Source organism: Pseudomonas putida, from assembly GCF_050990305.1.
GTDB classification, from domain to species: Bacteria; Pseudomonadota; Gammaproteobacteria; order Pseudomonadales; family Pseudomonadaceae; genus Aquipseudomonas; species Aquipseudomonas putida_AH.
Genome location: NZ_CP158817.1, coordinates 5065844 through 5082664, shown reverse-complemented (window position 1 = coordinate 5082664; position 16821 = coordinate 5065844). Strand labels below are relative to the sequence as shown.

General features: G+C 48.4%; 16 protein-coding genes. 14 read left to right on the top strand and 2 right to left on the bottom strand.

What is annotated here, in order from left to right:
* Positions 1–132 precede the first annotated feature (132 nt).
* The 4 genes from ABTV22_RS22955 to ABTV22_RS22940 are packed head-to-tail and all read left to right on the top strand — an operon-like array spanning position 133 to position 5566.
* On the top strand, positions 133–1221 hold the full coding sequence (locus ABTV22_RS22955) for a site-specific integrase (protein ID WP_433736734.1): 1089 nt from the start codon (positions 133–135) through the stop codon (positions 1219–1221).
* Positions 1218–2870: a hypothetical protein gene (locus ABTV22_RS22950; protein ID WP_433736733.1), complete on the top strand. Its 1653-nt coding sequence runs from the start codon at positions 1218–1220 to the stop codon at positions 2868–2870. Before ABTV22_RS22955 ends, ABTV22_RS22950 begins: the two co-directional genes overlap by 4 nt.
* Entirely contained in the window at positions 2863–5154 is a 2292-nt protein-coding gene (locus ABTV22_RS22945; protein ID WP_433736732.1) for a hypothetical protein, read from the top strand. Before ABTV22_RS22950 ends, ABTV22_RS22945 begins: the two co-directional genes overlap by 8 nt.
* A gap of 1 nt (position 5155) precedes the next feature.
* Positions 5156–5566, top strand: coding sequence for a hypothetical protein (locus tag ABTV22_RS22940; RefSeq protein ID WP_433736731.1), 411 nt, complete (start codon positions 5156–5158; stop codon positions 5564–5566).
* A gap of 144 nt (positions 5567–5710) precedes the next feature.
* Here ABTV22_RS22940 and ABTV22_RS22935 read toward each other — a convergent pair whose 3' ends face one another.
* Positions 5711–5917, bottom strand: a complete 207-nt coding sequence (locus tag ABTV22_RS22935; RefSeq protein WP_433736730.1) for a helix-turn-helix domain-containing protein — start codon at positions 5915–5917, stop codon at positions 5711–5713.
* Between the two features lie 102 nt (positions 5918–6019).
* Here ABTV22_RS22935 and ABTV22_RS22930 point away from each other — a divergent pair, with 102 nt between their 5' ends.
* The 5 genes from ABTV22_RS22930 to ABTV22_RS22910 all read left to right on the top strand — a co-directional run bounded on the left by ABTV22_RS22930 (position 6020) and on the right by ABTV22_RS22910 (position 9778).
* On the top strand, positions 6020–6607 hold the full coding sequence (locus ABTV22_RS22930) for a hypothetical protein (protein ID WP_433736729.1): 588 nt from the start codon (positions 6020–6022) through the stop codon (positions 6605–6607).
* On the top strand, positions 6604–8004 hold the full coding sequence (locus ABTV22_RS22925; RefSeq protein ID WP_433736728.1) for a DEAD/DEAH box helicase: 1401 nt from the start codon (positions 6604–6606) through the stop codon (positions 8002–8004). The genes ABTV22_RS22930 and ABTV22_RS22925 overlap by 4 nt, the downstream gene beginning before the upstream one ends.
* 368 nt (positions 8005–8372) lie before the next feature.
* Positions 8373–8822 (top strand): antitoxin Xre/MbcA/ParS toxin-binding domain-containing protein, encoded by a 450-nt coding sequence (locus ABTV22_RS22920; protein ID WP_433736727.1) that lies wholly within the window; start codon positions 8373–8375, stop codon positions 8820–8822.
* A gap of 43 nt (positions 8823–8865) precedes the next feature.
* Positions 8866–9099 carry a BPSL0761 family protein gene (locus tag ABTV22_RS22915; RefSeq protein ID WP_433736726.1) on the top strand — a complete coding sequence of 78 codons (234 nt, stop codon included), beginning with the start codon at positions 8866–8868 and terminating at the stop codon, positions 9097–9099.
* Positions 9100–9154: 55 nt separating this feature from the next.
* The gene (locus ABTV22_RS22910; RefSeq protein WP_433736725.1) at positions 9155–9778 is read left to right on the top strand and encodes a DUF6088 family protein; all 624 of its coding nucleotides are present in this window, start codon (positions 9155–9157) and stop codon (positions 9776–9778) included.
* Between the two features lie 324 nt (positions 9779–10102).
* Here ABTV22_RS22910 and ABTV22_RS22905 read toward each other — a convergent pair whose 3' ends face one another.
* Positions 10103–11002, bottom strand: coding sequence for a LysR substrate-binding domain-containing protein (locus ABTV22_RS22905; protein ID WP_433736724.1), 900 nt, complete (start codon positions 11000–11002; stop codon positions 10103–10105).
* Between the two features lie 111 nt (positions 11003–11113).
* Here ABTV22_RS22905 and ABTV22_RS22900 point away from each other — a divergent pair, with 111 nt between their 5' ends.
* The 5 genes from ABTV22_RS22900 to ABTV22_RS22880 all read left to right on the top strand — a co-directional run bounded on the left by ABTV22_RS22900 (position 11114) and on the right by ABTV22_RS22880 (position 16719).
* Entirely contained in the window at positions 11114–11959 is an 846-nt protein-coding gene (locus ABTV22_RS22900; protein WP_433736723.1) for a class II aldolase/adducin family protein, read from the top strand.
* A gap of 111 nt (positions 11960–12070) precedes the next feature.
* Positions 12071–13387, top strand: a complete 1317-nt coding sequence (locus tag ABTV22_RS22895) for an MFS transporter (RefSeq protein ID WP_433736722.1) — start codon at positions 12071–12073, stop codon at positions 13385–13387.
* 129 nt (positions 13388–13516) lie between these two features.
* Positions 13517–14095: an NADPH-dependent FMN reductase gene (locus tag ABTV22_RS22890; RefSeq protein WP_433736721.1), complete on the top strand. Its 579-nt coding sequence runs from the start codon at positions 13517–13519 to the stop codon at positions 14093–14095.
* Positions 14096–14218: 123 nt separating this feature from the next.
* Entirely contained in the window at positions 14219–15526 is a 1308-nt protein-coding gene (locus tag ABTV22_RS22885) for an OprD family porin (protein ID WP_433736720.1), read from the top strand.
* Positions 15527–15963: 437 nt separating this feature from the next.
* Positions 15964–16719 carry a hypothetical protein gene (locus ABTV22_RS22880; RefSeq protein WP_433736719.1) on the top strand — a complete coding sequence of 252 codons (756 nt, stop codon included), beginning with the start codon at positions 15964–15966 and terminating at the stop codon, positions 16717–16719.
* The last annotated feature ends 102 nt before the right edge of the window (positions 16720–16821 follow it).

Here is a 16821-nt window from a genome sequence, read left to right as displayed (position 1 = left end):
TCGCTACCTTTCGTGTCCATAGTCGATGATTCGGATTGTCCGATTGACCCGTATGTTTCGTGTTATCTGAATGGGTCACTGTCTTCTAAAGCGCCAAATACAAGGCTTAGATACGCGAATGAATTGTTGTTCGTGCTTCAGTTCTTTTTTGAAAAAAAGATAAATCTTCCGGCGCGAGTTGCGTCTGGAAAGTTGATATCACACAAAGAGTACATGCAGTTTTATGACGCGTGTTGTTTAATCAGGAATGTGGTTGACTCAAGTTTAGGGATAAAACAGTTTCGATCAAGCGATAAACACCTCCGTAATGTTATTGTCGCCAATCAGAAAGGGATGGCGAAGGTATCAAATGAGACTTTGCAAGGACGCATCAGACGGCTGAGATACTTTCTTAAATGGTTGTTTGAACAGTTCCATGGTGTATACGGGGTTGAAGAACAACTGAATGATCGTTTTGATAAGCTGATTTCCAAAATTAAACTAGATGAAGAAGGTCTTGGGCGAAATTACGGACAAGAAATAAAGGATGCTGACGAGTCTGTGATTCCTGATGAGCTTTTCACAAAATTATTGGAAATGATAGAGCCTTCTTCACCTAATAATCCATTCAAAGGATCAAGAATTAGAAATTACTTAATAGTTAAGTTGTTAATTCGCGGAGGTATCAGGAGAGGCGCGCTAGCGAAGTCCAAGGTCTCAGACTTTCATTTCTACGGGACTTATGATCAGGTATCTGTATACCGCTCGGGAAACGACCCGACGGACTCTCGTACAGAAAAACCCAACCAAAAGACTAAGGCGCATCTGGCTACGGTTGGTCAAGATTTAATGTTACATGTTAAATTCTATATTGATCATGTTCGGTCAAAGTTTTCTCTGGCTCAGTATCATGATTTTTTATTGATCAGTGAAAATGATTCTAAAGGAACTGCAGGCCAACCACTTTCCTTAAAATCGATAAACTCAATATTTCAGACAATTTCTAAGGCTTTGGGGTTTCATGTCCATCCCCATATGCTCCGCCATAAATGGAATGAGCTTTATGATAAAGAGGCTGATCGTGCTGGAATTGATCCAGTTCTTCGTGAAGACGTTAGAAAATATGCGATGGGGTGGTCGCAAAATAGCACAATGGTCGACGTATATGATGATAAGCGCTTGGCGCTTGTAGCAAGGGAACTGTCGATAGCGCATCAGCAACGTATGGCGCAAAAAAAGTGAAGCACTTAAACGAATCGAAATCGACAAATGAAGCTGATAAAGTGCCTTCATTTTTTTCAGCCAAGTCTGGGTTGATGGTTAATGCTTTAGATGACGAATGGGTAATACTCCCAAATACAGGGAAAGGAGCGCGGGTTAGCGTTGGTTGGGTTCATACTTCCGATATGACAGAAACTGACAAAGAGTTAATTTTGGATGTGTTTGTCTATTACGTAAGAACCAAGGCTGCAAGCACCGCATGGGGAGTTGTTACCAATATAAGACCATTTATCTTGGGTGGCATACCTTCGTTAGATAAAGTTAAGGCGTTATGGAGTGGGTTGAGTACGCATAAGAAAAAGGCTCTTAATCAGTTTTTTGGTACTTTATCAAAAATGGGACATAAGAAATTTCATGGGTACCACAAATTCACAAGAGAGCATTTAGATAAAACTAGCGTTAATCCACTTGACTTGTCTACAGGTGCTTTTAACGGTGTAGAGTTTGATTCGCTGGCGAAGAAAATTAATCAAAACCTTCAGCGATTTAAGTGGAGTGTTGAGCAAGAGCTTTCCTTTTACCAGTCATCGATGCGTTATGGTGTTCTCAAAAATATGGTGACGACTAAGTTGTTGGTATCCATTGTACGTCGGCCAATCCAGATTGCGCTTTTGAAATGGTCCGATTTGATTCCCTCAGGTTCAAGTTTTCACGATTCGGCAATACGTAGTGTGGACGAGATAGGCAGCTTGGGGGGAGAGACGCTTCAGCTTAGGGTGTACATCGTTAAGTCTACGGGAATGCTTTTTTCACGGGAGCGTCCCGAGAGATATCCATTATATATTTCTGAAGAGTTAGCAAAAGTGCTAATTGAGTTTAAGGGAATAGTTTTCAAGGGGCTCAAGCTACTCATGACATCATCGAAGATTGACGTTGATGATATAGAGCTTCTGAAGTTAATGAACGATATTCCTATGTTTCCAGATGTAAGCCTTTTTTCTTTGGAAGTAGAGTCTCTAGACTTCTTAAAAAGTCTTTTTTCCTCCCGCTCAACTGCCTACCATGTATCGGAATCGACCATCACAAATGCCATCAGGTGCGTTCGTCCCAACTCTGATCGCGTAGCGGATTGTATAGCTAGTTCTAATAGGGTTCGTCATACCGTATTAACTCGAGGTGCACAAGATGGACTTTCCGCTGCACAATTGGCCAAAATAACCGGTGTAACTGTGCCAGCTGCACGGCACTACATCGACTTGGATTATAAGTCCAGACGGGAGATTGACTCAAAATATATAGGCAACGAATTTCTTATGGCTGCGTTTAGCGGCTCCTTAGCTTTGACCCAGGAAAGAGATGAAGTCATAGTTGACCATAATTTCAACCCTGTCGGTGGGGCGCGAAATGAGCGTGTATGCCATAATTGTTCCACAGTTATGGGGCGGCCATTGGGCTGTTATGGGTGTCCTAATTTCCGTCCAATACTTGAGGCAGATCACAGGTCAGTCTTAGAAGCGGCGGAGGATAAGCTTACGGTAAATCGTAGCGCCTTACTCAATCCTCTTCATACTCGAAGCATTGAAAAGCTCGAGCGGCAGATTGTTTGGGTTAAATTGACTATTTCCGTGTGCGATGAGACTCTTGCCAGGCAGCGCTCAATAGATGATTAATAAATATTTAGACAGATTGGAATCACTAATCTGTTTGTATCGTGAATCGGAATTCGTACAATTTGAGGGCCCTGGTGGAGAGAAGGCAGATTTCGATGATTTAATCTGGCACCACATCGATCCAAATAGCGGACGCTATAATAGGTTCCTCTGCGGAAAACATGGAAAAAAGGGTAAAAATTGCGGTAACCTGCCTAGCGATGCTCTACCTTACCCATATAGTTATTTGATAAAGATTTGGGTTATCGAAACAACCAATACGAATTTGTCTGTCAGTGAAAAAAAAGCTCGAACATCTGCCGCCAGAAAGATGTTGTCACGGATGGATGGCGATCTTTATGTTCAATCGGAGTCTTCAGTTCGCAGTCTTTTCTTAGGAAGTAGAACTGTTGACCGTCTGCGCCCATTTTTAGATTTCTGTGCTGATAAGGGATTGATGAGAAAGATTGATTTACAGGGTGTTGATGATCGAGACAGAACTGGGCATGCAAGTTTAGATAAGAAGCTGGAGAAACTTCCTGATATCAGTGCAGTTGTAGCCTTGGGTAATATTTTTTCAACAGTATTCGAGCATGTTGATGAAAAAGGAACTGTTCTCCCAGGTAAGGACGTAATGATCCATGATGCAATGGTTTTAACTTTTACCCTTCTATCTCTTGCATCACCTAACCGTACCTCTGCTGAAATTCCAGTTCTGCCTAAACAAGCACTTCAGTCTCACTCAGAGGGCGATGGGGATCCCGTTTATTATCTTAATTGGATTGGAAGCAAAGGATACAAAAATAATCGGAATCACGTACTTTCTGCGCTTGCTGAGCCAATTAACAAAGCCGTTAACTATTTTTTCAATGCTTGTGAGCCCGCCAGAATACTGTGCAGATTTTATGAAAAGCCTTCTGATAGTTGGAAAAGGTTGCTTGGGGATTTCGAGATTGAAACGGAGTTAAAGAAAAACTTGTCTCTGACTCAACAACCAAATCTTTTTACACTGGGCTATGCACTAGGCTTTTATGGTGTAGATGATTGTGTTCCGGTACTAAAGAAAGGGGCGGATTTATCGAGTACTAATGCCAAACACAGAGGTCGTTTTTTTGAAAATAAACCAATTTTTTCTTTGAGGCCTGATGATCAGTTATCTGTATCGAATTCTAAGAAGACTAAATTATCTGCTTTACCCTATCTATTCGGGTATACACAACTTCCAGAGCTATTTGTTGATAAAGACGTCGTCACGGTGGAAGAGGTGCAAAATTGGTGGGTGTCTTTTTATAGGAAAAAAATTCTACCCGAGTTTCCTCTTTCTTTCTCTACGGGTGAATCGAGCATTAAGCTTAAAAATGCTATGTTTTGCTTCTTGGGAGGTTGGTTTTATGGAGATTCAAAAAACTCAGGGGGAGGTGGAAAGATACTTCAGAAAACGAATTACGCAGTTGTCCCTTTGGCCTCATTAGGAAGCTCCATTTTAACTCGACTTTGTCCCCATGGACGTATGGATTCGCTTTTCGTTGACTATGGGTATTCCTCAGAGATACGGCTGACTCCAAATCAGTTGCGCCACCTAACAAATACTCTCGCTGATTTAAGTAATATTCCAGTTGAAATTATTACTGCTTGGTCAGGTAGGACAGATTCTGAGCAAACTCATACTTATATCCATACAAGTGATGACATAAAAGCAAGCCGAGTAAGCGCGATAGTAAATCCGCCTGAGTTCGACAAAAGTACAATTAGAACTTATTCTAAGGAGCAGCTTGCAACGGTTACGAATCTACCTGCTTCGATTACCTCGACGGGACTTTGTAGTCAAAATCTAAATGTAAATCCCTGCAATTATTTGAATGATTTCGTCTCCCAGTGTTTTCTTTGTCCAGAGGCTTGTTATATTGCAGGTGATGAGAGTGCTATCGAGCTTTTTGAGAAAGATTTAGGGTTTCAAAATGCGCGGTTAGATTCGGTGGCGGGTGATATTCGTTTGTCAGCTTCTTCGGCAATGAAAAGATGGTTTGTTATCCATTCTAGAAATGTACGAGTTCTTTCAATGTTGATTGATCTTATGAAAAGATGCTCCGTAGGTACAACAATTCGCTACTCTAACAAAGATTCTGAATTCAATTTGATTGATTTAAATACGAAGGTCATAAAAAAAATTGCATGTGCGCTCCCCGATTATGAGGCGCGTTTAAGAAGTTTGATCAAAGATAAAGCTCCGAACTCTAATACGGATACCAACCCTCAGTTACGTTCACTTTTGTCTACTTTTGGTCTGAATAATAAGGAGAAATGACGTGGTAGAACCAAAAATTTCTGCCCAGGCACAACGTAAGATAGAGATTATGCTGACCAAATGGACGGGTAAACTCACTTGGGAAGCACTGGTAACACGGGTAGAGCTTGAGCTTGCAATAAAAACGACAAGGCAAACTCTATGTACTTATGTGGGAATAGCTACATCATACAAAAACAAGAAAGCTCTACTTAGAGGCGCATCACCCTCGCTTTACACAAAAATAACAGCTTCTGATGTGGAGTTGGTTGAGCAGATAGAACACCTTAAGGCTGAGGTTGAAGTGCTAAAAAAAAATAATGCTGAGCAACTCCGAATGATTGAAAGGATGCTACTGAATGCAGAGACAATTCCCAATATAGATCTATATGCTTTAGTAAAGAGAAGGCCTGAAGAAATACAAAAGGACTAAAGTGTAAAATATTTATATTGTAATATATCTGTTTTATGTGACTTTTAGTGTGTGGCGAGCTTTTTATTTAGTAGGCTTAGTTGGTTGGATTTTCATGGTCAATCAAGTTTTTTGTCATTTAACATCTCATCTTTCATAAGTTTTCTACGGTAATAGTTCCGCTGGGCCACATCCAAGGCATTCGGCAATTTGGTACAGCTTTTCGACCGTAATATTGACTTCGCCCCGCTCAATTCGACCCATGTAGCTTCGATCAACTTGGCAAATCAGTGCGAAGAAGTCCTGCGATAGACCTTTTGCTTTTCTCGCTTGCCTGATCTTTTTCCCCAGTTCTTTCGCCAGATTCCCCATAGCCGCCTCGAATCACATGAGGAAAGACTATCGAGCGTTTGCGGACGAATCAGCCACGGACTATAATCCGTATTTTTGTTTAAAGGTCATTGAGGCGCCTGCATGAAACAAGATTTATTCGAATTCGACAGGCAGCTCCATTTCCTGCTTTGCGAGCATTTTTCCAGGGAATTCACGACCCGTCAGTTGAGAGACGCGTATGCGGCACTCCTTCCACCCTCAAGCTTTCGGCTCGCGGATGTACGCGTTTATGTTTATGAACAGATCCGAAGGTTGATTCGCGTTGGCTGGGTGGAAATGGCAGCGCAGCGCCAGAAGAGGGATCAGGTGTTTTGTATTCTGGAGATGCCCTTACGGCTGCAGCTCGTACTGGTTGATGGGAGCTTCTCCATGACTGTCGATTCTCTCGACGCTCCAGCTGATGAGGGAAGAGAAACACCATGCTCCGTGCCTAGCTCAAAGGAAAGGCAAGATGACCGGACCCTCCTTCAAGTGATGCTTAAGGAGACCCGGCTTGATCTGCTCTCGTCCTTGGGGGAGACCGAGCGGTACAAGCAGTTGTTTGAGGAGATTCCTCATTTGAAGGGTCGTTTTGAAGGGGTATACCTGGAAGCTCGCGATAGGAGCTCAAAGCTCCTTGGTCACGTTCGTGCAATCGAGAATACGCTTAAGGCGATTTCAGCCGCATGAACTCTACTCTCAGGTCATGGCAACACGACTGTATTACGTTGGCTGTACAGCACTACACCCAGCAACCTCATTTTTTTTGCCAAGCGACTCCAGGTGCCGGCAAGACGAAAATGGCAGCGGAACTGGCAAGGCAATTGCTGCAGCAAGACAAGATAGATTTGATTCTCTGCTTTGCTCCGTCACGGCAAACCATGGATGGATTTCAGAGAACATTCTCCTCCGTTTTAGGGAAGCGCTTGGATGGATTGATAGGTGCCGTCGGTGCTGCTTGCACGTACCAAGGAATGGAGTATCGAGATGCGGCGTTCTGGAAGCTGTTCGACGACTACAGGGTGTTCGCAGTTTTTGATGAAATCCATCACTGCGCCGGCCATGACTTGCTGTTAAGCAATGCATGGGGTCAGCAGATTGTTCAAAGGATTCAAGATCGCGCCACTTTCACTCTTGCCCTCTCAGGGACACCTTGGAGGTCTGACCAGAAAGCCATCGCGCTTGCTCGATATTCTCAGCCAGATGGGGTGTTGATCTGTGATTACCGATATGGTTTGCAGGAGGCAATCGCCGACGGCGTATGTCGGTCGCCGCGCATAGTCGTGTTGGATAACAACATGGTGAGATTAACTGAAACGCTATCCACAGAAGGCACCGTCACGACGTATCCGAGTATTGCCAAGCTACTCTCTGAGTCACCCGTGTCTTATGAAGATCTGCTGTTTCATGACGATATATTGCGGCAGATTCTGTCGTTAGGGTGTACAAAACTCTGCGATATCCGTGAGCGAAATCCGGAAGCCGGCGGCCTGGTGGTTGCGACAAACATTGAGCACGCTCATCACATAGCTGAGCTTATGCGTACCCAGGGAGAGGTGTGTCAGGTCGTGACCAATAAGACGCCAAACGCGCAGCAGGTCATCGATGATTTTCGACGCGGTGGCTGCACCTGGATTATTGCGGTTGGCATGATCAGCGAGGGGACGGACATACCCAGGCTGCAGGTTTGTTGTCATCTAAGTCGTATACGTACCGAACTGCACTATCGCCAGGTGTTGGGCAGAATCCTCAGGCGCTCAAGTGATGCGGATGAAAAAGCTTGGCTATATGTTCTCGCGGAACCAGCGCTCCAGCAGTACTCGGAGCGCTTGGCCGATGATCTGCCCCATGATCATGCCGTATTGAGTGTCGTGCGAGCTTCGGATTTTGAGTGCGATGACGAGATTGGCGACGGTCCTGAAGATCCTAGCACTATTGAAATCGCCATTTTAGGAGGTTCAATGGGCGGCGCCTTTTCTCGAGAGGGGGGCGATGACGCAATATCGATTCCTGGCTCATATGAGCCTGCATTGTATGAGCTCAACTTTTCGCAGCACTACCGAACTCAGCTTCTCAGTGTGTATTGAGCGCGTAGGGAGATCAACGAAGCCGTGCTTGGAAAAGCTCGGCTTCGGCCTCCCCTGAATTGGCCTAGCGGGCGACAGCGGCCTCCTAAAGCTCGTTTGGCGAGCGACAAAGCACTGTTTTGCCACCAATCTGAGAAGCCTGTCGTGCGAAAACAGAAAAACAAACGTAAGAAAAAGAAATTCATCAAGTCGTTGATGGCCAGCAAAATCACTTGTGAGGCGCGTGAATTGCTCGAAAGGCGTTCATCTCGCGCGAGTCGATTCCTGGATGCGATATTGGATGTCGATGCTGATCAATAGCTCGCATCACTTTCAAGGAGCGATGCGGATCGGAAGTTATACCGATAAATGGGGAGTATGGGGTGGCTATGTCTGCGAAAGATTTGCGTGCGAAGGCATACCATTCTTACCGAGCCCGCTTGGAGGTGGTCGTCCGTATTCCTTCAGCCGCGTCAGACCAAGATATCCACGAAATGATTAGGGTCGGCTTCCCGACCTGCAGCCTTGAGTCGTTTCTCAAATACTGCGGTGCAAGCCTTCTCGATTGTTCGGGCTTCATCTCTTCGGTATTGGCTGATGAGAATGCACCCGGTGGTCAGCGACTGAGTGCGAAAGATAGTGCGCATCTGTTTCGCATCGCACACATCGTCGCGCTCTCAGAGGTAATTTTCGGCAATGACGATAAGGCTCGGCGTTGGTTGATGTCTCCGAAGGAGAGTTTTTCTCACGCTACGCCGATAGCAATGCTTTCCAATATCCAAGGTGCTCAGGCAGTGGAGCAGGTGCTAATTCAAGCTGTTGAAGGGATTTATTTTTGACTCATTGATACTTAACTGATGATCTCAGCATGTGGAGGCTGATATGACAATGCCGTTTGAACGGACCAGGTCTGTGGCACAAACTCATGATTTTTTAAGGGAGCTTGCCCGCGATACAGACGTGCCGGGTCACATTAGAAAGAATGCTCAGTTTCTTTTGCGCCACTTTCCCACCAAGCGCGACGTTCTGCAGGCTGGCTGGATTGAAGAGCAAGCAAGTAATTTAGCGATAGGTACGCTTGGTCCCGTTTTTTGCTCATCAACTGAAGACTGGTAGTTGCGTAGTCTGTTAGGAACTAAGGCGCTTATTTCTGACATTGAGGCGGCCCCGAATGTCTGTCGCGGAAACGATATCAAACCGAATCAAACATATGAGGAAAGGCCGGCCATTCGCGGGTTCTGTATTCTCTCAGGTTGGGACGCGCACGTCTGTCGACAAAGCTCTTTCAAGGCTGGTGCAGGCGGGGAAGCTAGAGCGCGTAATCCGCGGTATTTACATGCGGCCTAAGGAAAGCAAAATCTTTGGGCGTGTTCGGCCCAGCCCGATTCAGGTAGTTAAAGCATTGGTTAGGCGACGTGGAGAAAAACTCCAGATCCACGGGGCAGAAGCTGTCCGACGTTTGGGTATCAGTACTCAAATGCAAGTTCAACCAGTCTATTACACGAGCGGTTCGACCCGTGAGATTCGAATTGGGAGTGCTGTGGTTCGCCTGCAGCACGTCTCCAGCGAGCACTTACAAGAAGCTGGTACGAGGGTAGGCGTGGCGCTCGTCGCGTTGCTCTACCTTGGGAGGAAAGAAGCTTCCATGTTGGTTATTCAGAGGATCTTACGATCATTGAGCCTTGAAGAATTCAGAAAGCTCCAGGCCTGTAGTAAACCGGAATGGATGCAGTCAGCATTGGAACGGGCTGCTAAAGACGTTGAGTGGCAACCTACGAAATTGCGCTCTACTTGACTATCCGCAGCGACAAATCCGATTCAATGACCCGACCGCCGTTTCGGGCCAGTTCGACTCGCTGCGCATGAGTTAGGTATTTACCAATCTAGTAAGCAATTCCGTGTTGTATGGCGACCGGGAACAGCCAGTCTAGGTGACCCTGGCCCGTGAAGCCCAGAGTGTCTGCTTCACGGTGAGGAGCTTCGGCTACCCCATCCCTGACCCTTTATAAGCTCCTTCAGTCCAGAAAATCGGACAATGAGGTGTCAGTTTAGCTTCCCCCAGACGGACGTCCGGACAATTCAAAACATTAGGTCCCAAAGTAGTTTCGCTTCAAGACTCTCAGCCTTTTTTGTTGCAGGTATCAATCAGCCACTCGCGAAAAGCCACGATCTTGGGCGAGTTTCTCTGCGTGTGTCGATAGCAGAGAAAATGCACCTCGCGCATGACCGGTTGGCAATCCTCGATGGCATACCTAACCAACGTGCCTCTGGCCAGTTCCTGTTCGGCAAACCGTACGCTTTCCAGTGCCAATCCTAGGCCATCCACCGCTGCCGCCAACGCCAGTGCGCCACGGTCAAATGAAGGTCGGTGCATGATTTCTGCAATGGGCTTGCCGTGCTGTCGGAAGAAGTCGTGCCATGAGAGTGGATTGAGTTGCGACTCGATCAGTGGAATGGAGGAGAGTTCGTTAAAACTGATCTCCGTCCTGCCGCCCATCAGTGCCGGTGCCCCCATCGGGCAACACTCTTCGACCCCCAGGCTCTCTACGCAGATGTCCGAGCTTTTGAGCGCAGCGCCGTAGGCGATCACCATGTCCAGTTCAGGATGTTTGTGTAGATCGATCGGTGTGGCACTGGAAGAAAGGTTGAGTGTGAATTGAGGGTACTGGGCGAAGAAATCTGTCAGGCGCGGACCCAGCCATTTGCTGGCGAAACTGGGGGAGCAATGGACGGCCAGTTTCTCCGTCTCTGCAAAGGGCCGAAGCTCGGTGCAGATTTGATCGATCGAGTCGAAGGCCGGTTTGATGACGCTGAACAAACGTCGGCCTTGGTTATTCAGTTCCAGATGCCTGCTGTGACGGATGAATAACGGGAAGCCGAAGTAACTTTCGAGGCTTTTGATTTGGTGACTGACAGCAGACGGCGTCTGGTGCAGTTCGGCGGCGGCAACGCTGAAGTTGCCGTGTCGGGCGGCTGCTTCAAAGGCTCTCAAGGCAACCAAGCTGGGACGATTACTCATTATTTTCACCCTGTGAAATTATTTCACAGCGCAGTGAAATAGCATCGTTTGTTCCCCTTTTCAAGCTTTGTGAAGGTAGAGCCTCCAACGAAAACAATTAGGGTTGCCCAGATGAACATCAGCGTCAAACAACCAGACAGCGGCTTGACGAATGCAAAGAACCGCATCTCGATTTATCAGCCAGAACAGGAAGGCCTGATCTATCCGGAGGTGCCCGAATTCAATAACCATGCCGAACATCGCAAGCACCTCAAAGAGCGTCTGGTCGCCGCCTGCCGCGCCTTTGCCTTGCAGGGTTACGACTACGGTTTCGCCGGCCACCTGACGGTGCGCGATCCGGAGTTTCCAGAGCTGTATTGGACCAATCCGATGTGCGTGCACTTCTCACAGGTCAAGGTTTCCAACCTGATCCTCGCCGACCATAACGGCAAGATTGTCGAAGGTGAATACGCCATCAATCGCGCCGGCTTCGTGCTGCACGCCAATGTCCATGAAGCCCACCCTCACATCGTTGCGATGTGTCATGCCCATACCGTCTACGGCGGAGCCTGGGCCAGCACTGGTTTGCCGCTGGAGCCGATCACCCAGGACGCGGCGGCGTTCTTTGAAGATCAGTTGGTGATTACGGCAGAAGCCGGCGCCGTGGCGGTCAAAACCGACTCTGGCAAATCCATCGCGTCGCTGTTCGGCAAGCACAAAGCCATCCTCCATCAAAACCACGGCCTGCTCACCGCCAGCACCCACAGCATCGAAAGTGCCGCGTTCTGGTTCATCGCGCTGGAGCGTTGCTGCCAGCAACAACTGATGGTGGCGGCAACCGGCATCAAGCCGAAACTGGTCACCGATGAGCGAGCCCGCTTTAGCCGTGAGAACGTCGGCAGCGACTACATTGGCTGGCTGCACTTCCAACCTATCTGGGGGCAATTGCTGGAAACCCAGCCAGACATGCTGGATTGAAACCTCAGTCACTCAACGTATTGACGATTTTGCACCCCTTGCAGCGTCCACAAGACCGGCAAGGGGTGAGACGCGAGCCTTATAAATTTAACAATGCTTGGAGGCGTCCTCATGAACACCCTTGCCGACCGTGCCCAGCCACTAACAGGAACACTAATAAATGCGGAAGACCTCATCTATAAAAAGGTGATGTTCCGACTCATTCCGTTCCTGTTTCTCTGCTATGTATGCTCCTATCTCAACCGTATTAACGTAAGTTTTGCCAAGCTACAAATGGCTCAAGACCTGGCCTGGAGCGATGCCGTTTATGGCCTCGGCGCAGGCATGTTTTTCATTGGTTACTTTGCTTTTGAAATTCCAAGCAACATCATCATGTACAAGGTTGGAGCCCGGCGCTGGATCGCACGGATCATGGTGACCTGGGGGTTGATCTCCGCAGCCATGATGTTCGTCAACACTCCGACGCAGTTCTACGTCATGCGGTTTTTACTGGGTGTTGCTGAAGCCGGATTCTTTCCCGCGATCCTCCTTTACATCTCCCAATGGTTCCCATCATCCAGAGGCGCCAAGGTCACAGCGCTGTTCATGGCGGCAATTCCAATGTCTGGTGTGATCGGTGCCCCGCTTTCCGGCTGGATCATGCATTCCCTGAGCGGAGTACAAAATCTCGCTGGCTGGCAGTGGCTGTTCATACTGGAAGGGCTGCCGACAATTATCGTGGGTATATTCGCTTACTTTTATCTTACCGATAGAATCGAGGATGCTCACTGGCTCAGCGAAGAGGACAAGAAGGTTCTCCGTCACAACATCGACAAGGAATCTACAGGCAAGCACCTTCACCGCATGATGGATGGGCTTAGAGACCCCAAGATATGGCTGTTGAGCTTTATTTATCTGTTCTTCACCATGGGATTATATGGCGTCAGCTTCTGGCTCCCCACGCTTATACAGGCTTCTGGTGTCACCGATTCGATGCATCTCGGACTGCTAACTGCGATCCCCTATGCGTGCGCTGTGGTCACCATGATTCTGGTAGGCAGGAACTCGGATCGTTTGAGAGAACGTCGCTGGCACCTGGCCGTACCTGGAGTACTTGCAGCGATAGGCTTCCTAATCAGCGCTTCGTTCCAGTCAGATATCCTGATCAGTCTCCCAGCGTTGTGTCTGGCGACAATGGGCGTAATGACCACTATTTCGCAATTCTGGACATTACCACCTGCAATCCTCACAGGCGCCGCAGCTGCTACGGGTATTGCATTAGCCAACTCCATAGGTAGTGCCTCGGGTTTCATCAGCCCCTTCATCATGGGCACGATTAACGCGGCCACACACAGCACCAGCGCGGGAATCATTATGCTCTCCGGCGTTCTAGTCGGTGGATGCCTACTCGTGTTTCTAGTCCCTAAAAAACTGCTGACTTACAAATAATATTTGAGGCCCTCTTTCAGAGGGTCTCTTATTTCTCCACCGTCAGCCGCTCATTTACTTGCCTCCTCAAACCACTACTTCCCGGATCTCAACCTGATCCTGGCAATGTGCCGTGCCGAGACGAAACACATGAGAACGATTCATTTACTGGGACTCTGCGCAAGCTTGCGGCGTGAGTCGAATAACGCAGTTATTTTGCGCACCATGGGGGATGAGTTGATGTCGCCTAACGCCTTTCTGCACATCCATCCTCTGCAGGATCTCCCGCTGTACAACGGTGATCATGATGTAGACGAGGTACCTGCACCGGTCGTGGCGTTGCGCGACGCCGTCAATCGTGTCGAGGGGGTGATACTGGCCTCGCCCGAATACAGCCACGGAATGTCAGGCGTGATGAAAAATGCCTTGGACTGGTTGTCCAGCCCTGTGCGCACATCGCCACTGACAAACAAACCGACCCTTACGTTGACGAGTTCGCCTGATTTCATCGGTGGCGCCCGGGCCCAGCAGCAACTCATAGAAACCTTATGGGCGATCAAAGCAGCCCTTGTACCTTACCCTCCCATAGTCATTACCAATGTGGAGGCCAAAATACGCGATGGACGTCTAACGGATTTGGCGACACGTGCATTTCTGGCTCAGGGAATTAAATCAATGGAGCAGTTGCTCCGAATGGATGCTCCGAAGCCAATGCTTACTTGGGCGTAGCCGCTCAGAAATAAGCAATGCTGTGGGGGATATTTAATATCCGCCCTATGCCAGGCGCCATATAGCAAGTTCTTTTTTCTATGTAGCAAATAAAGCCATAAAAATAATAACGGAGCCTTATAAGTGAGTAAAAACAATAATGCTGCATATATAGTGTTTCTCGGTATCGCCCTAAGTGGTAAAGCACATGCTGATTTTGTAAGTGACAGCAAGGCCAACTTAGGAATAAGGAACTTCTATTTTAGTAACGACAACCGTGATGGTACCGCTGCTCCTTCGAAAACCGAAGAGTGGGCGCAAGGTTTCATGCTGGATTTCAAATCGGGCTATACCGATGGTTTGCTTGGCTTTGGTGTCGATGGCCTGGGGCTGTTGGGAGTTACGTTGGACAGCGGCAGAGGACGGCACGTGGGCAGCACCATGATCCCCTCCGACAATGATGACCGTGCCGTCGACGAATGGAGTCGACTGGGGCTGACCGGAAAAGTCAAAATGTCGAAAACAGAACTTCGCTACGGCACCTTGATTCCAAAACTTCCAATTTTGGTCGCCAACGACGGACGCCTGCTTCCCCAAACCTTCGAAGGCGGGCAGATTACCTCGAGTGAATTCAAGGATCTAACTCTGACCGGCGGTAGAATCGAACATGCGACAGGTCGTGGCTCAACCGATCAAACAGGGCTGGCTGTGGCAGGCGGCACGCGAGAGAGCAACCAGTTCGACTTCGCAGGTGGCGACTGGAAACTCACCAAAGATCTGACCGCACAGTACTACTACGCAAAACTCGAAAACTACTACAACCAGCAGTTTTTTGGACTGACTCACACGCTTCCGATCTCGGACAATCAATCGCTGAAAACCGACTTGCGTTACTTCAAAACAGACGCGTCAGGAAGGAACAGTGCCGGCACCGCGGGCTACAAAATTAGCGGTTTCACTAGCGATGGGGATGGCGAGATCGACAACCGTACCTGGAGTGCCGCGTTGATTTATACCCTGGGAGGACACGCTATCACTGCAGGGTACCAACGCGTATCGGACGGCAGCAACTTCACTCAACTCAGTCAGGGCAGCCTAGTAGATAAGGGCGCCGGTGGAGCAAGCTTGTATCTGTATACGGATCGCCTGATCCAAAGCTTCACCCGCGCTGGCGAGCGCACAGCTTTCGGTCAGTACGCTTATGACTTCGCCGCTTTGGGTTTCCCTGGTCTGAAAGCGTCGATCGTGTACCTCTCCGGTGAACATATCAAGACAACATCCGGCGACAACCAGAAAGAGTGGGAAAGAGACATCAGCCTGGATTATGTCCTTCAGTCGGGGCCGCTCAAAGGTGTTGGATTCGGCTGGCGTAACGGTAAATCCAACAGCGACGCGGCTCGTAACCAAGATCAGAACCGAGGTTTTGTCAGCTATAGCATTCCGCTTATGTAACTAGATCCTGCGTGGCTAGTGCCCCGACTCGCAAGCAACAAGTTGTTTCCTCCGAGGAGCACCGTCGCAACCATAATCATTTCCCATTCTTCGCCGTCGCTGCGATTGGTTTGGCCTAGCAGCGGTGGGCGATGAATGCCTTGAAGGCCATGAAGCTTCGCGAAAATGACCTCGGCGAAATTGCACTCCACTTGACCACCCGCTTGCACTCCACTTGACCACTCATTTGCATTCGTTCTGACCACCGATTGCATCGGATTTGACCTGCACGCCTGGTAACCATGATCGGCATGGAGCGGCCACTCAGGCTAATGGACTGTATACATCGTTCCATCCACGCGGCTACGGTTCGCGTAAGGTGGGAGCTCTCAGAGCGTTTGCGCAAAATGCTTATCCAAGCCACTTTGCAACTGACACCTTTGCTCGGGGAGTAAAACATGGATGACTACGAAGAACACGACGAGGAAATTCCTTACCAGAACCCTGAAGACATTGGTCAGATGGCGATCTACTCGGCTCTAAACGGCTTGGTGTTCTTCGCAAACAATCTCGACTTCAGCAATCAAGCGATGAACCTCACGATTGTGGATGAGTTCATCATGGATCTTGAGTACGGATACCTTCGTAGTAAATTCGATGAGACAAACACACCTTACCAATCGATGTTCCTGTCTGCGCAGTCGCAGATGTGGATTTTCTCTGCTTACGAGCTGATGCGCACATGGCGCGAGAAAATCAGTAAGTACCTCAAAGCAGCAGACAATAGTGGGCTGCCGCTCAAGCTGAAGGAACTGCAGAAGCCCATTGGCTACGAGAACTACACGATCCAAAAACGCATAGATGAAATCAACCTGCTCATCGAGAATCCAGAGCTCGTTGAGACGATGAGGGTTGACCTAAAGCGTACTCAGATGCTGTTCATTCAGATCGAGCTCCTGCGAATGTCGCTCGCTAAACATCAAATGAGAAAGCGACCCAGTGCATCCGTCCTCACACCTACTGTAGGGTACATGAATCGCTGGTGTGGCTCCTTGGAGTACCAGATCAACAGCGGCCAAGTGATCTTGTGCAATCTGAGCCGCAGAGACATTGCGGAGGGGATTCGAGCAATACCAGCAATGACCGTCCCCTCCGACGAAGACCTCAACTCATTCGAAACTGCGATGCGCGGGCTTAATGATGACGTAGGCTGACTGCTTTTCCAGATTGATCACATTCATGTGCGCAACCTAACGCAGGAATGGCTCTCGATGCGTATCTAGCGTTCCAGGTCCAGGATGAGCCAGTTGAACTTG

Excerpts from the sequence above, each read along its gene's own strand:
- ABTV22_RS22910 (WP_433736725.1), top strand. The coding sequence starts at position 9,155 with ATGTCTGTCGCGGAAACGATATCAAACCGAATCAAACATATGAGGAAA.
- ABTV22_RS22935 (WP_433736730.1), bottom strand. The coding sequence starts at position 5,917 with ATGGGGAATCTGGCGAAAGAACTGGGGAAAAAGATCAGGCAAGCGAGA.
- ABTV22_RS22925 (WP_433736728.1), top strand. The coding sequence starts at position 6,604 with ATGAACTCTACTCTCAGGTCATGGCAACACGACTGTATTACGTTGGCT.
- ABTV22_RS22900 (WP_433736723.1), top strand. The coding sequence starts at position 11,114 with ATGAACATCAGCGTCAAACAACCAGACAGCGGCTTGACGAATGCAAAG.
- ABTV22_RS22890 (WP_433736721.1), top strand. The coding sequence starts at position 13,517 with ATGAGAACGATTCATTTACTGGGACTCTGCGCAAGCTTGCGGCGTGAG.
- ABTV22_RS22895 (WP_433736722.1), top strand. The coding sequence starts at position 12,071 with ATGAACACCCTTGCCGACCGTGCCCAGCCACTAACAGGAACACTAATA.
- ABTV22_RS22920 (WP_433736727.1), top strand. The coding sequence starts at position 8,373 with ATGTCTGCGAAAGATTTGCGTGCGAAGGCATACCATTCTTACCGAGCC.
- ABTV22_RS22905 (WP_433736724.1), bottom strand. The coding sequence starts at position 11,002 with ATGAGTAATCGTCCCAGCTTGGTTGCCTTGAGAGCCTTTGAAGCAGCC.
- ABTV22_RS22930 (WP_433736729.1), top strand. The coding sequence starts at position 6,020 with ATGAAACAAGATTTATTCGAATTCGACAGGCAGCTCCATTTCCTGCTT.
- ABTV22_RS22880 (WP_433736719.1), top strand. The coding sequence starts at position 15,964 with ATGGATGACTACGAAGAACACGACGAGGAAATTCCTTACCAGAACCCT.
- ABTV22_RS22945 (WP_433736732.1), top strand. The coding sequence starts at position 2,863 with ATGATTAATAAATATTTAGACAGATTGGAATCACTAATCTGTTTGTAT.
- ABTV22_RS22915 (WP_433736726.1), top strand. The coding sequence starts at position 8,866 with ATGACAATGCCGTTTGAACGGACCAGGTCTGTGGCACAAACTCATGAT.